This window comes from Mesorhizobium sp. M7A.F.Ca.ET.027.03.2.1, assembly GCF_003999175.1.
In the GTDB taxonomy this organism is placed as follows: Bacteria; Pseudomonadota; Alphaproteobacteria; order Rhizobiales; family Rhizobiaceae; genus Mesorhizobium.
In genome coordinates this window covers 1-12,419 of record NZ_RZOM01000050.1, presented here as the reverse complement: position 1 = coordinate 12,419, position 12,419 = coordinate 1, and the positions used below count along the sequence as shown (strand labels likewise).

General features: G+C 62.6%; 14 protein-coding genes. 8 read left to right on the top strand and 6 right to left on the bottom strand.

The genetic code is table 11. From position 1 onward, the window contains the following. The 3 genes from hisH to hisB all read right to left on the bottom strand — a co-directional run. The coding region (hisH, locus tag EN750_RS04185; protein ID WP_127395708.1) for an imidazole glycerol phosphate synthase subunit HisH at positions 1-470 on the bottom strand (470 nt) is incomplete at its 3' end. A 1-nt stretch (position 471) separates the two neighbouring features. Continuing rightward, on the bottom strand, positions 472-948 hold the full coding sequence (locus EN750_RS04180; RefSeq protein WP_027039976.1) for a DUF2628 domain-containing protein: 477 nt from the start codon (positions 946-948) through the stop codon (positions 472-474). A 4-nt stretch (positions 949-952) separates the two neighbouring features. After that, positions 953-1,552, bottom strand: a complete 600-nt coding sequence (hisB, locus tag EN750_RS04175; RefSeq protein ID WP_127266875.1) for an imidazoleglycerol-phosphate dehydratase HisB — start codon at positions 1,550-1,552, stop codon at positions 953-955. A gap of 228 nt (positions 1,553-1,780) precedes the next feature. On the opposite strand from hisB, the gene hslV reads away from it, so the two are divergent. From hslV to EN750_RS04145, 6 genes are all read left to right on the top strand, one after another. After that, the gene (hslV, locus tag EN750_RS04170) at positions 1,781-2,332 is read left to right on the top strand and encodes an ATP-dependent protease subunit HslV (protein WP_127395707.1); all 552 of its coding nucleotides are present in this window, start codon (positions 1,781-1,783) and stop codon (positions 2,330-2,332) included. Beyond that, positions 2,322-2,837 (top strand): GNAT family N-acetyltransferase, encoded by a 516-nt coding sequence (locus EN750_RS04165; RefSeq protein WP_127395706.1) that lies wholly within the window; start codon positions 2,322-2,324, stop codon positions 2,835-2,837. Before hslV ends, EN750_RS04165 begins: the two co-directional genes overlap by 11 nt. Then, positions 2,834-3,994: a hypothetical protein gene (locus EN750_RS04160; protein WP_189526044.1), complete on the top strand. Its 1,161-nt coding sequence runs from the start codon at positions 2,834-2,836 to the stop codon at positions 3,992-3,994. The genes EN750_RS04165 and EN750_RS04160 overlap by 4 nt, the downstream gene beginning before the upstream one ends. A 52-nt stretch (positions 3,995-4,046) precedes the next feature. After that, complete coding sequence (locus EN750_RS04155) at positions 4,047-4,646, top strand: DUF2585 domain-containing protein (RefSeq protein ID WP_127320225.1); 600 nt, start codon at positions 4,047-4,049, stop codon at positions 4,644-4,646. Positions 4,647-4,650: 4 nt separating this feature from the next. Then, entirely contained in the window at positions 4,651-5,961 is a 1,311-nt protein-coding gene (hslU, locus tag EN750_RS04150; protein WP_127328515.1) for an ATP-dependent protease ATPase subunit HslU, read from the top strand. 232 nt (positions 5,962-6,193) lie between these two features. Then, positions 6,194-7,153, top strand: a complete 960-nt coding sequence (locus EN750_RS04145) for a DUF1402 family protein (RefSeq protein ID WP_127395705.1) — start codon at positions 6,194-6,196, stop codon at positions 7,151-7,153. 246 nt (positions 7,154-7,399) lie between these two features. Here the strand turns inward: EN750_RS04145 and EN750_RS04135 are convergent, their stop codons facing one another. The 3 genes from EN750_RS04135 to EN750_RS04125 all read right to left on the bottom strand — a co-directional run bounded on the left by EN750_RS04135 (position 7,400) and on the right by EN750_RS04125 (position 10,137). Beyond that, on the bottom strand, positions 7,400-8,638 hold the full coding sequence (locus EN750_RS04135) for an FAD-dependent oxidoreductase (RefSeq protein WP_164873732.1): 1,239 nt from the start codon (positions 8,636-8,638) through the stop codon (positions 7,400-7,402). Beyond that, positions 8,635-8,949, bottom strand: a complete 315-nt coding sequence (locus EN750_RS04130; protein WP_127395703.1) for a MocE family 2Fe-2S type ferredoxin — start codon at positions 8,947-8,949, stop codon at positions 8,635-8,637. Before EN750_RS04130 ends, EN750_RS04135 begins: the two co-directional genes overlap by 4 nt. A 96-nt stretch (positions 8,950-9,045) precedes the next feature. Beyond that, positions 9,046-10,137 carry a fatty acid desaturase family protein gene (locus EN750_RS04125; protein ID WP_127395702.1) on the bottom strand — a complete coding sequence of 364 codons (1,092 nt, stop codon included), beginning with the start codon at positions 10,135-10,137 and terminating at the stop codon, positions 9,046-9,048. 169 nt (positions 10,138-10,306) lie between these two features. Between EN750_RS04125 and EN750_RS04120 the strand changes: the two genes are divergently transcribed. Together EN750_RS04120 and EN750_RS04115 are read left to right on the top strand one after the other, a co-directional pair. Further along, on the top strand, positions 10,307-11,338 hold the full coding sequence (locus EN750_RS04120; RefSeq protein ID WP_127395701.1) for a LacI family DNA-binding transcriptional regulator: 1,032 nt from the start codon (positions 10,307-10,309) through the stop codon (positions 11,336-11,338). Between the two features lie 293 nt (positions 11,339-11,631). Further along, on the top strand, positions 11,632-12,419 hold a 788-nt coding region (locus tag EN750_RS04115), incomplete at its 3' end, for a substrate-binding domain-containing protein (RefSeq protein WP_145967402.1).

Sequence of the window (12,419 nt, the reverse complement as noted above, 5' to 3'; positions counted from 1 at the left end):
AAATAGGCGTGCAGCCCGGCCGCGCCAGTCGGAATGCCGGCAAACAGCGGATGCTGGCGCTTGAGCTCGATCGTGTTCCAGCCGATCTGCGGGATCTTCAGCGCCGGATCGGAAGGCATGATCTCCTTCACGTCGCCCGATATCCAGCCGAAGCCCTCGGTAATTGTCTTTTCGAGGCCGCGCTGCGACATCAGTTGCATGCCGACGCAGATGCCCAGGAAAGGCCGGCCCTTGACGATCGCAACCTCGTCGACGGCTTCCCACATGCCTTCGACGGCCTGCAGGCCGGCCGCGCAGTCGGCATAGGCGCCGACGCCGGGCAGGACGATGCGATCGGCCGTGCGCACCCGCTCGGCATCTGCGGTCAGGTCGATATCAGCCGATATGCCGGCTTCGCGCGCGGCGCGCTCGAAAGCCTTGGTGGCCGAGCGCAAATTGCCCGAGCCGTAGTCGATGATCGCAACCCGCATGTCAGCTTCTTCCCGGAATGTGGGTCAGCCCCAGCGCCATGCCCGGCTGCGCTGGCCGCGCGAGGGCAGCATCGGGGACCATGCGCGGCGCCGGCACAACCTCATCGGCAAGCGCTTCCGCTTCCAGCGCATAGCGTGTGTCGGCATCGTCGAGCCAACCGGCTTCGACCGCGCCCCATTCGTGCCAACCGCGCCGGCGAAGTGCCGCGATGCGCAGGCCTTGCCCTTCCAGTCCGACATAGAGCGAAACCAACAGCGACAGCAGCGAGCCGGCCAGACCAAGGCCGAGCTTCTGGCCCAGCATCGAAAGCAGGCCCATGACGACGAAGGCAAGCGCTGCCTCGATCCACAGCCGATGCCAGGCGAACCATAGCGGCGGCACCAGGAGGCCCAGCCAGGTGAAGCCATCGCGGACAAAGGCCGTGGCATCGGCCTTCTCGCTGCGGCCTGGCGGTTCCATCACGACATAGGTGGCCATTGCCTTATCCCTTCAACGATCCCTTGGTGGAGGGAACCGCATCCGGCTGGCGCGGATCGCGTTCGAGAGCCGCGCGCAGCGCGCGCGCCACCGCCTTGAAGCAGGTCTCGGCGATGTGATGGTTGTTGGCGCCATAATGATTGGTGACATGCAGCGTGATGCCGGCATTCTGCGCCAAAGCCTGGAAGAATTCGCGCACCAGCTCGGTGTCGAAGGTGCCGATCTTCGGCGACGAGAAGGAAACGTTCCAGACCAGGAACGGACGGCCGGACACGTCGATCGCGGCGCGCGTCAGCGTCTCGTCCATGGCAAGGTCGATCGAGGCATAGCGCATGATGCCGCGCCGCTCGCCCAGTGCCTTGGCCAGTGCCTGGCCAAGCGCGATGCCGGTGTCCTCGACCGTGTGATGATCGTCGATATGCAGGTCGCCCTTGGCCCTGACCGTCATGTCGATCAGGGAATGGCGCGCCAGCTGGTCCAGCATATGGTCAAAGAAGCCGACGCCCGTCGAAATGTCCGATTTTCCGGTGCCGTCGACATGGACCGAGACGGCAATCTCGGTTTCCTTGGTCTTGCGGCTGACTTCGGCGGCGCGGGGCGGCATCACTCTATCCTTGTCCCAGAGGTTCACATCGTGACCGGCTCAGAGGTTCAAGCCCTCGCAGGCTTGAAAACGAAAGCCTTCTAGCAGCATGATCCGGCGATTGCCAGTTGCGAACCCGGCCGCTATCCAGCGGTTTGCAATCATCGGTCCCATGCATACATATGGCCGATCAAGTCACTCGTACCGCGCCGATCGCCTTATCGGGATGGCGCTGCTCGGAGCCAGGAAATGTCCGATAATCTGACCATGCACGCCACGACCATCGTGACGGTGCGCAAGGGCAACAAGGTGGTGATCGCCGGCGACGGCCAGGTCAGCCTTGGCCAGACCATCATGAAGGGCAACGCCAAGAAGGTGCGCCGCATCGGCAAGGGCGGCAATGTGATCGCCGGGTTCGCCGGCGCCACCGCCGACGCCTTCACGCTGCTGGAGCGGCTCGAAGCCAAGCTCGAACAATATCCAGACCAGCTGACGCGCGCCTGCGTCGAACTCGCCAAGGACTGGCGCACCGACCGCTATCTGCGCCGGCTGGAAGCGATGATGCTGGTGGCCGACAAGTCGGTATCGCTGGCGCTGACCGGCACCGGCGACGTGCTCGAACCCGAATTCGGCGTCATGGCCATCGGTTCGGGCGGCAATTACGCACTGGCCGCGGCGCGCGCGCTGATGGACAGCGACAAGGATGCCGAGGAGATCGCCCGCAAGGCGATGCAGATCGCATCCGATATCTGCGTCTACACCAACAACAATTTCGTCGTCGAAACGCTCGATGTCGCCTGAGCAAGCTACGCTCTACGATTTTCGGCCGGTGACGGAAAAAGACCTGCCGATGATCGCCGGCTGGCTCGCCGAGCCGCATGTTGCAGAGTGGTGGGACGATCCGGAGACGGAAATCGCCGGCATTCGCGAGCACATCGACTCGATTTCGGTCGAGCCGCTGATCGTCGAGCTCGACGGCAAGCCGATTGCCTATCTGCAGAGCTACGACCCGCATCTGGAAGACGACCATCCCTATGCCGACCAGCCGTTCGGCACGCTCGGCATCGACGTGTCGATCGGCGTGCCGGAGTTGCTCGGGCGCGGCCATGGCTCGGCAATCGTGCGCCAGTTCGTCGAACAACTTTTCGAGGAAGGTGTTCCGCGCGTCATCATCGATCCGGATCCCGCCAATGTCAGGGCGATCCGTGCCTATGAAAAGGCTGGCTTTGTTGCGTTTGACACCAGAACATCGGAGTACGGGCCGGCCTTGATGATGGCGCGCGACGCGACGCAGGAGCCCAATTGATCAGCGCCGAAACCCTCGACAAGGCAATCGCGAAAGGTTTGATCTCGCAGACCCTGCGCGATCAGTTGGAGGCCATGGAACGTGCGGTCGCTTTCGCCCCCGAGGCCAGGCGCGCCGATGACGAGGGCGACGAGGAAAACCTGCGGCTGGTCGGCGGCGGCAACGATCTGTTCGTCACTGTGGGAACCGTTCTGCTCAGCGCCGGCTTCTTCTTTGTCCTGACCACCTTGCTTCCAGGCCAGACATTCTGGATCGCCGGCATCCTGGCGGTTTTCGCCTGGGGGCTCGCCGAAATCGTCACGCGCCAGCACCGGATGAAATTATCGTCGTCCGTGCTTGCCCTGATTTTCATGGCCGCCATTCTGGCCGCTCTGGCGCTACAAGTGGAGGCCAGCTTCGGCATACGCAAGCCGGAGACTATCTGGCAGCTGTTGGCGTTGCGCCAGACGGCGTCCCGGGCCGGATATCTGTTCCTGGGCGGGGGAATAATCGCGGCGGCGATCTATTTCTGGCGCTTTCGCGTCCCCATCATTGCCGGGGTTATCGCCATCGCCTTCACATTGCTTGCCTTCCTGCAAACGGCGATAATCCTGTATGACAGTGTGACAGCGGGCGCGATTGCGCCGCCGCGCCTTGAGGATGTTCCCGAATTGCTGCGCGCGGCACTTTACATGCCGCTGATCTGCGGCCTGATCGTGTTCGCAACGGGTGTAGCTTTTGACATTTACGACAGGGATCGGCGCAAGATCTGGTCCGATTGCGCTTTCTGGCTGCATGTCGTCTCGGCGCCCATGCTGGTGCATCCGCTGTTTATCATGGCAACCGGCCAGAACGTCGTATTCGGACATATCGCGCCGGATGCCAATGCAACCATCATGCTGACGATCCTGATCCTTGGCTTCCTCTATGTCGCGCTTGCCATAGACCGCCGTTCGCTTCTGGTTCCGACATTGGCTTACTTCGGCTCGCTGGGCATCTATTATCTGGTGAATTCCGCCTCCGATTCGACGGGCATCCCGCCTTTTGCCTTGATCCTGGTCGTTGTTGGCGCGCTGATCATTCTGTTCGGGGCTGGCTGGCAGCGTATCCGGCGGATTGTGGTCAAACCCACCTTGCCGGCGGCCGTGATCCGCCGGCTACCGCCGCTGAAGGCGTGACAAGGCTTTGTGATGATCGAGACGGCGACGCGAAACGAGGGGGAATGAACCGATGACGACACCGGCCGCGGAGAACAGCTATTCGGCCTATGAAGACAGCTGGCGAATGGGGCTTCTGCTCGTCCTCGCGCTGATCATCTTCCAGGCCGGGGCGCTCTACGGCATGGGGCGAACGCCGATCTGCACCTGCGGCTACGTCAAGCTCTGGCAAGGCGTCGTGCAGAGTTCGGAGAATTCCCAGCACATTTCGGACTGGTATACGTTCTCGCACATCATCCACGGCTTCCTGTTCTATGCGCTGGCAAGATTCCTGTTCCCGCGTTCGCCGATCGGCTTGAGACTGGCGTTCGCCGTCTTCATCGAAGGCGGTTGGGAGCTGCTCGAAAACAGCCCATTCATCATCGAGCGCTACCGCGCCGGCACCATCTCGCTCGACTATTACGGCGACAGCATCATCAATTCGGTGTCCGACACACTGGCCATGGTGCTGGGATTTGTGATGGCGCGAAGGCTACCTATATGGGTGATCGTCAGCCTCGCCATCATCTTCGAACTCGGTACCGGCTATCTCATCCGGGACAATCTGACACTCAACGTGATCATGCTGCTGCATCCGTTCGAGGCCATCAAGCAGTGGCAAAGTGGAATCTAGTGATATGAGCACATTTTCTCCCCGCGAAATCGTTTCGGAACTCGACCGTTTCATCATCGGCCAGAAGGACGCCAAGCGCGCCGTGGCCATTGCCTTGCGCAACCGCTGGCGCCGCCAGCAGCTGGAAGGCCAGATGCGCGAAGAGGTGATGCCGAAGAACATCCTGATGATCGGGCCGACCGGCGTCGGCAAGACCGAGATCTCGCGCCGCCTGGCGCGTCTTGCCGGTGCGCCTTTCGTCAAGGTCGAGGCGACCAAGTTCACCGAGGTCGGCTATGTCGGCCGCGATGTCGAGCAGATCATCCGCGATCTGGTCGAGATCGCCATCGGCCTGGTGCGCGAGAAGATGCGCGAAGACGTCAAGGCGCGCGCCCACGTCAACGCCGAGGAACGCGTGCTGGAAGCGCTGGTCGGCAAGACGGCGAGCCCGGCCACCCGCGATAGTTTCCGCAAGAAGCTGCGCGACGGCGAGCTCGACGACAAGGAGATCGAGGTCGAGGTTGCCGACACCGGCAGCGGCGGCATGCCCGGCTTCGAGATTCCCGGCATGCCGGGCGCCAATATCGGCGTGCTCAACATCAACGACATGCTGTCGAAGGCGATGGGCGGCAAGAAGACCAAGACGCGCAAGACGACGGTCAAGGAGTCCTACGATCTGCTGGTCAATGACGAGTCCGACAAGCTGCTCGACCAGGACGAAGTCGTGCGCCGGGCGCTCGATGCCGCGGAAAATGACGGCATCGTCTTCCTCGACGAGATCGACAAGATAGCGGCGAGATCCGACATTTCGGGCGGTCCGTCCCGCGAAGGCGTGCAGCGCGACCTGCTGCCGCTGGTTGAGGGCACCACGGTGGCGACCAAATACGGGCCATTGAAGACGGATCATATCCTGTTCATCGCTTCCGGCGCCTTCCACGTCTCCAAGCCGTCCGACCTTTTGCCGGAGCTGCAGGGCCGCCTGCCGATCCGCGTCGAATTGCGGGCGCTGGAGAAGGACGATTTCGTCCGCATCCTGACCGAGACCGAGGCGAGCCTGATCAAGCAGTATATCGCTCTGATGAAGACCGAGGGCGTCGAGCTGACCTTCACCGACGACGCTATCGATTCGCTGGCCGGCATCGCCGTCGACCTCAACGCCAGCGTCGAGAATATCGGCGCAAGGCGGTTGCAGACGGTGATGGAGCGGGTGCTGGACGAAATCTCCTACGATGCGCCCGACCGCAACGGAACCAGCGTCACCATCGACGCCGCCTATGTGGAAAAGCATGTCGGCGACCTGTCCAGGAATACCGACCTGTCGCGGTTCATCCTTTAAACGACGGTGCCGGAACGTTCCGGCGCCGGTCCAGGCAACATTTTCCGGCAAGCAAAATCATGTGTGGCCAGATGGTACCATCTGGCCACCTTTCGTAGTGCCGGGTGAAGGGGCGCTCTCGACTCGACCAAGAGCTTTACCTAGTTTGCGCGGCAATTCTCGATCTCTTGGTTTGACGCAATTCCGGGAAACCGTTTCACACTTTTCCTGGAATTGCTTGGGCGGCGGGTGCATGAAAAAACTGATCCTGGTCATTCTCGGCTTGACGCTGGCGGCGACGCTGTTCGCCGCCGAGGCAGCGACATTGGTGCCGCCGGGAAATCGCAATGCCGTGCAGCCCGACATTCCGGGTGCCTCCAGCCGGCGCACCCAGGCGACCAACACCAGCTTCCAGGCGAAGTACCGCAAGGTCTACGCCCTGCTGCAGAACGACGCCGGTCTGCGCGGCAAGATCAAGAAGGCAGCAGCCACCTACGGCATCGATCCCCTGCACATCGTCGGCGCCATCGTCGGCGAGCACACCTACAATGTCGATGCCTATGACCGACTGCAGACCTACTACGTCAAGGCGATCTCCTATCTCTCCAGCAAGCTTTCCTTTGCCTATGACGGCGAGGACATCACCGATTTCGTGCAGCGGCCGGAATTCAAGAGATGCGCCGCAATGTCCGACAGCTACGATCTGTGGGAATGCCGCGAACAGGTGTGGAACCGTTCGTTTCGCGGCAAGAGCGTCGGCGGGACGAACTTTCCCGACGACCGTTTCGGTGCCACCTTCTTCCAGCCCTATTATGCCGGCCAGACCTTCGGCCTCGGCCAGCTCAACCCGCTGACCGCCCTGCAGATGAGCGATCTGGTGCACAAGGTTTCCGGCCTGCCGAAGCTCGACGTCGGCGATCCCAATTCGGTCTACAAGACCATCATGGATCCCGACCTGACGCTGCCCTACGTCGCCGCGACGATCCGGAAATCGATCGATGCCTATAAAAGCATTGCCGGCTTCGACATTTCGGGCAATCCGGGGGTCACGGCCACGCTCTACAATGTCGGCAATCCGGAGCAGCGCGCCGACGCGCTGAAGGCGGAGAACGACAGGCGCCGCGCCGCCGGCGAGCCGGAAAAGCTGCCGGAAGAGAATTACTATGGCTGGCTGGTGAATGACAAATTGGCGGAGCTGAAGGCGCTGTTTTAGGCTGGGGTTCAGGCGCGCTGACGTTAATTTGCCGACGCCTGCGCCGCCCCTCATTGTCCTGCCGGACATTTCTCCCCGTATAGTGACGGGGAGAAAGGGGCTGGCCGCAACCTCGGCGCCCTTCTTGCGATGCTGGTGATTGGCGAAACCGGCGATGATAGCGCCCTTCTCCCCGTCACTATACGGGGAGAAGATGCCGGCAGGCAGATGAGGGGCGGCGCAGACGTCGGCAATTGGCGTGACGGCTCAAGCCGCCAGCAGCGACTTCAGCTTGACCGCCTGTGATCCCAGCGCTTCCGGCGCCGGTTTCGCGTGCTTGCCGATCAGTATTTCGGCCAGCCTGATATCGCGGGCGACCGCGTTGCCGGGGCCGATGCCGCTGGCGGCCACCAGCCTGCCGTCTTGGGCCAGATGGAAGAGGATGAAAGCGCCGTCGCCGAGGTCGCGGCGCACGGTGCTGCTGCCTTCGTCGGCGAGCCCGGCGATCTGCAGGGACAGACCATATTGATCCGACCAGAACCACGGCACCGACGCATGCGCCTCGCCGGCGCCGAGCATGTTCCTGGCCGCCAGCGCGCCCTGTTCCTGGGCGTTGCGCCAGGCTTCCAGCCGGACGCGGCGGCCGCCATAGACGGCGAGCGGAAACGAGCAGCAATCGCCGGCGGCAAAGATGTCGGGATCGCTGCTGCGCAGCTCGGCATCGACTGCAATGCCGTTGTCGATCGCCAGGCCGGCTTCGGCCGCAAGCCCGGTCACCGGCACGGCGCCGATGCCGATGATCGCGAGGTCGGCGACGATTTCCCGGCCGCCGGCAAGCGCTATGCGCACCTTGTTGCCGTCGTCGGCGATGGACGCGATGCCATCCCCGCACAGAGTATCAACGCCCTCGGCGACATGCGCGTCATGGATGATTTCGGCGATCTCCGCCGGCACGCCGCGCATCAGGATGCGCGGCTGCGCCTCGATAACGGTGACCGCAGCGCCTAGCTTGCGTGCCGCGGCGGCGAGTTCGAGGCCGATGAAACCGCCGCCGATGATGGCGATACGGTTGCCGGGGGTAAGATGCGCGCGAATGGCGAGCGCGTCGGCGAAGGTCCTGAGATAGACGCAGTGCGCGCCAAGGCCGGGCATCGGCAGCTTGCGCGGCATCGAACCCGTTGCCAGCAGGAGCTTGTCGTAAGGCAGGACCGATCCGTCCGACAGGCGCACCGCATGCGCCGCCGGATCGATCGCCACGGCCTGGACGGAATGGATATGCCGGATCGATTTCTCGGCCAGAATGGCGTCGCTGGCGATCGCCTTGATCTCTGGCGCATCGCTGGCCATCGCCTCCTTGGACAGCGGCGGGCGCTCATAGGGCAGATGCGGCTCATCGCCGACCAGCGTCACCGGCCCCTGATAATCGAGGTCGCGCAGCGCCAATGCCGCCCGCCCGCCGCATTCGCCGGCGCCGATGATGACCATTCCCCGCGCCATGTCAGTCATCCGATCTGGATCAGGACTTTGCCGGCATCAACCTTGACCGGATAGGTCTTCAGATTGACGCAGACCGGCGCGCCGCGGGCATCCCCTGTCTTGTAGTTGAAGCGGCCATTGTGCTTGGGACATTCGATGATGTCGTCCATCACCAGCCCGTCGGCCAGGTGCACCTTTTCATGCGTGCAGAGGCCGTCGGTGGCGAAGAACTCGTCGTCGGGGCTGCGATAGATGGCGAAGGTGCGGCCGCCATGGTCGAAGCGCACCACATCCTCCTCGTCTATGTCGCCGGTGGCGCAGGCCTCGACCCAGTCGCTCATTCAAGTCCTCCCCAAAAGCAAATCCAGGAAAAGTGCGCAGCGGTTTTCCGTCCGGAATTGCGTTAAATAAACAGTCTAGATCGGATGGAAGCACGATCATTCCGCCGCGGCGGCGACAGTGTCGTTGTGGAATTCTTCGCGATATGGCCGTGCGGTCGGCGGCAGCTCGCGCTTGAGGAAATAGTCCTCGTTGCGCAGCTGGCGCAGGAAGACAGGGATCATCTCGCGATAGCCGGCCAGGATCGACGGTGTCGGTTCCGGCAGGTCGTGCTTGATCAGTTCGTGCAGCCTCGGCAGCGCATGATAGGGCACCATCGGGAACATGTGATGCTCGACATGGTAGTTCATGTTCCAGTAGATGAAGCGGCTGATCGGGTTCATGTAGACGGTGCGGCTGTTCAGTCTGTGGTCGGTGACATTGTCGGCCAGGCCGCCATGCTGCAGCAGCCCGACCATGACATGGTGCCAGGCGCCGTAGAGCCTGGGCAGGCCGACCAGCATCAGCGGCAGGAACGAACCGGTGTAGAGCGCCAGCCCGACGGTGGCGGCATAGATCGCCGTCCAGATGCGGGCGACGCGGATCGCCTTGGGCTGTTCCTGTTCGGGAATGAAGGCCTTTTCGGCGGCGCTGACGGTGCCGGCGGCGTTGCGCAGCATGTCTGACATCGCATGCCAGGCATCGAGCACACCGACGAAGCCCAGCATGGCGCGAACCAGATCAGGCGGCCGCATGACCGAGATTTCCGGGTCGCGGCCCACGATGACGGTGTCGGTGTGGTGGCGCGTGTGGCTCCAGCGCCAGGTCACCGGATTGCGCATGATCATGAAGCAGGCGATCTGATAGACGGCATCGTTCATCCACTGCGTCCGGAAGGCGGTGCCGTGGCCGCATTCGTGCCAGCGTGAATCCGTCGAGGAGCCGTAGAGCACGCCATAGACGAAGAAGAACGGCACGCACCACCATGTGCCCCAGAACCAGGCGCCGCCGGCGCCGCTGACGATCAGCGCGGCGAACCAGATTGCCGTATCGCGGATCGCCGGCCCGTCGGAGCGCTGCATCAGCTCCTTCATCTGCTTGCGCGGTACCTCGGTGTGATACCACTCGGCCGCCGACAGGCCGGTCTCGACGGCGAGCTTGGCATCGCGGCCGATCAGGCTGTAGTCACGCCGGGACGGCGCAGTGGACATGATTGCCTCCCTCGGCAAAGGCATCCGCCAGAGCGAATGCCATGAAATCCTTTGGCTTCGAGCATCAAAGTAACGCCGACCGATGATGGACTCAACATCACAAAGATAGTTTCTATCATTTCCCATCAGGATGATGTACGAAGGCTCAAGCAAACCCGACGAGGCAAGCATGGTGAAGCGGCCGACAATATCAGATCTGGCGCGCATCTCGGGCGTCAGTGTCGCCACCGTCGACCGCGTGCTGAACAACCGGCTGCCGGTGCGCGAAGAGACAGCGCGCCGCGTCTACGAGACCGCTACCGATATCGGCTATCACGCCGCCGGCCTTATCAAGCAGCGCATGCGCCAGGAATTGCCGGAGTACCGGCTGGGCTTCCTGCTGCTGCGGGGCAATGATGCCTTTTACGGCGACTTCGCGCGGGAACTCGAACTGGCCATCTCGCAATCGCAACGCTTCCGTGGCGTTGCGACCATCGATTTCGCCAGTTCCCTGGCTCCCGACGAGATCGCCTCCCAGATGCGCAGGCTGGCGGCGAAATCGAGGGCCATCGCCGTTGTCGGTCCGGACCATCCGACCCTGACAGCGGTCGTGGAAACCTTGAAGGCGAGAGGGCAGCCGGTCTTTTCCGTGCTGTCCGACTTTGCCGCCGGCATCCGGGAAGGCTATATCGGCCTCGACAACCGCAAGGTCGGGCGCACCGCCGCATGGATGATCTCCAAGGCAGCCAAGCGGCCCGGCAAGGTCGCCCTCTTCGTCGGCAGCCACCGCTTCCACGGCCATGAGCTGCGCGAGATCGGCTTTCGCTCCTTCTTCCGCGAGCATGCGCCGGAGTTCAGCGTGCTTGAAACGCTGGTCAATCTGGAAGCCAACCAGGTGACCCATGACGCGATGGTCGATCTTCTGGCGCGTTATCCGGATCTTGCCGGCTGCTACGTCGCCGGCGGCGGCATGGAAGGCGCGGTCTCGGCACTGCGGGCAGCGAAGCCCGCGACCATGCCGGTGGTCGTCTGCAACGAGATCAACGCCGAATCGCGCGCGGCACTCGCCGACAACATCCTCACCATGGTGATCTCGACTCCGCTCTCCGCTTTGTGCCGTGAGCTTGTCGACCTGATGGCGCATGCCATCGAGACCGGCGCCGCCAACGCTCCGGGCCAGAGCTTCCTGCCCTTCGACATCTATCTGCCGGAAAACATCTAGCCCGCCGCCGCGCAAGGCCGCCGAGGCAAATGATAGAATCCATCAGAGCGAGGCGTAAATCGCCCCGCAGGCCGCGGAATCGCCCTTGACGCCCCGATGTGAAATGGAATAAATATTTCATCATCTGTGTATTTTGGTTCTTTCGTTCCGGAATATCTGTTTCAAACGGAGGGTTTGACGTTCCAGCCAGGAGGCACGGAACAGAAGAGACATCAGGGAGAGATTCCCCGGGGAGATCGGGGATTCCGGATAAATCGGTGAAACCGGACACCAATATGTGGAGGAGAAACACAATGAAGAAATTGATTTTGGGCGTCGCCTTCGCGGCGCTGATGAGCTCATCCGCCCTGGCCGCCAAGGTTGGCGTGTCGATGGCCAAGTTCGACGACAACTTCCTGACCGTGCTGCGCAACGGCATGATCGAGCAGGCCAAGGGCATGAGCGGCGTCGAGCTGCAGGTCGAGGACGCGCAGAACGACGTTGCCAAGCAGCTTGACCAGATCAAGAACTTCGCCGCCTCGGGCGTCGATGCCATCATCGTCAACCCGGTCGACACTTCGGCCACGCAGGCGATGTCGGACGCAGCCGCCGCAGCCAAGATCCCGCTGGTCTACGTCAACCGCGAGCCGGTCAATGTCGACACGCTGCCCGACAACCAGGCCTTCGTCGCCTCGAACGAAGCCGATTCCGGCACGCTCGAGACCAAGGAAGTCTGCCGCCTGTTCAAGGAAGCCGGCAAGAAGGAAGCCAATGTCTATGTGATCATGGGCGAGCTTTCCAACCAGGCCGCCGTGCAGCGCACCAAGGACATCGACGATGTGATCGCGACGCCGGAGTGCAGCTTCATCAAGATCATCGACAAGCAGACGTCGAACTGGAACCGCGACGAGGCGCAGAACCTGATGACCAACTGGCTGTCGACCGGCAAGCCGTTCGACGGCGTCATCGCCAACAATGACGAAAGCGCCATCGGCGCCATCCAGGCGATGAAGGCCGGCAACATCGACATGAAGGCGGTTGTCGTCGGCGGCGTCGATGCCACCCAGGACGCGCTGGCGGCCATGCAGGCGGGCGACCTCGA

Coding starts and splice junctions, on each gene's coding strand:
- EN750_RS04180 (WP_027039976.1), bottom strand. CDS start 948: ATGGCCACCTATGTCGTGATGGAACCGCCAGGCCGCAGCGAGAAGGCC.
- hisB (WP_127266875.1), bottom strand. CDS start 1,552: ATGCCGCCCCGCGCCGCCGAAGTCAGCCGCAAGACCAAGGAAACCGAG.
- hslV (WP_127395707.1), top strand. CDS start 1,781: ATGTCCGATAATCTGACCATGCACGCCACGACCATCGTGACGGTGCGC.
- EN750_RS04165 (WP_127395706.1), top strand. CDS start 2,322: ATGTCGCCTGAGCAAGCTACGCTCTACGATTTTCGGCCGGTGACGGAA.
- EN750_RS04155 (WP_127320225.1), top strand. CDS start 4,047: ATGACGACACCGGCCGCGGAGAACAGCTATTCGGCCTATGAAGACAGC.
- hslU (WP_127328515.1), top strand. CDS start 4,651: ATGAGCACATTTTCTCCCCGCGAAATCGTTTCGGAACTCGACCGTTTC.
- EN750_RS04145 (WP_127395705.1), top strand. CDS start 6,194: ATGAAAAAACTGATCCTGGTCATTCTCGGCTTGACGCTGGCGGCGACG.
- EN750_RS04135 (WP_164873732.1), bottom strand. CDS start 8,638: ATGACTGACATGGCGCGGGGAATGGTCATCATCGGCGCCGGCGAATGC.
- EN750_RS04130 (WP_127395703.1), bottom strand. CDS start 8,949: ATGAGCGACTGGGTCGAGGCCTGCGCCACCGGCGACATAGACGAGGAG.
- EN750_RS04125 (WP_127395702.1), bottom strand. CDS start 10,137: ATGTCCACTGCGCCGTCCCGGCGTGACTACAGCCTGATCGGCCGCGAT.
- EN750_RS04120 (WP_127395701.1), top strand. CDS start 10,307: ATGGTGAAGCGGCCGACAATATCAGATCTGGCGCGCATCTCGGGCGTC.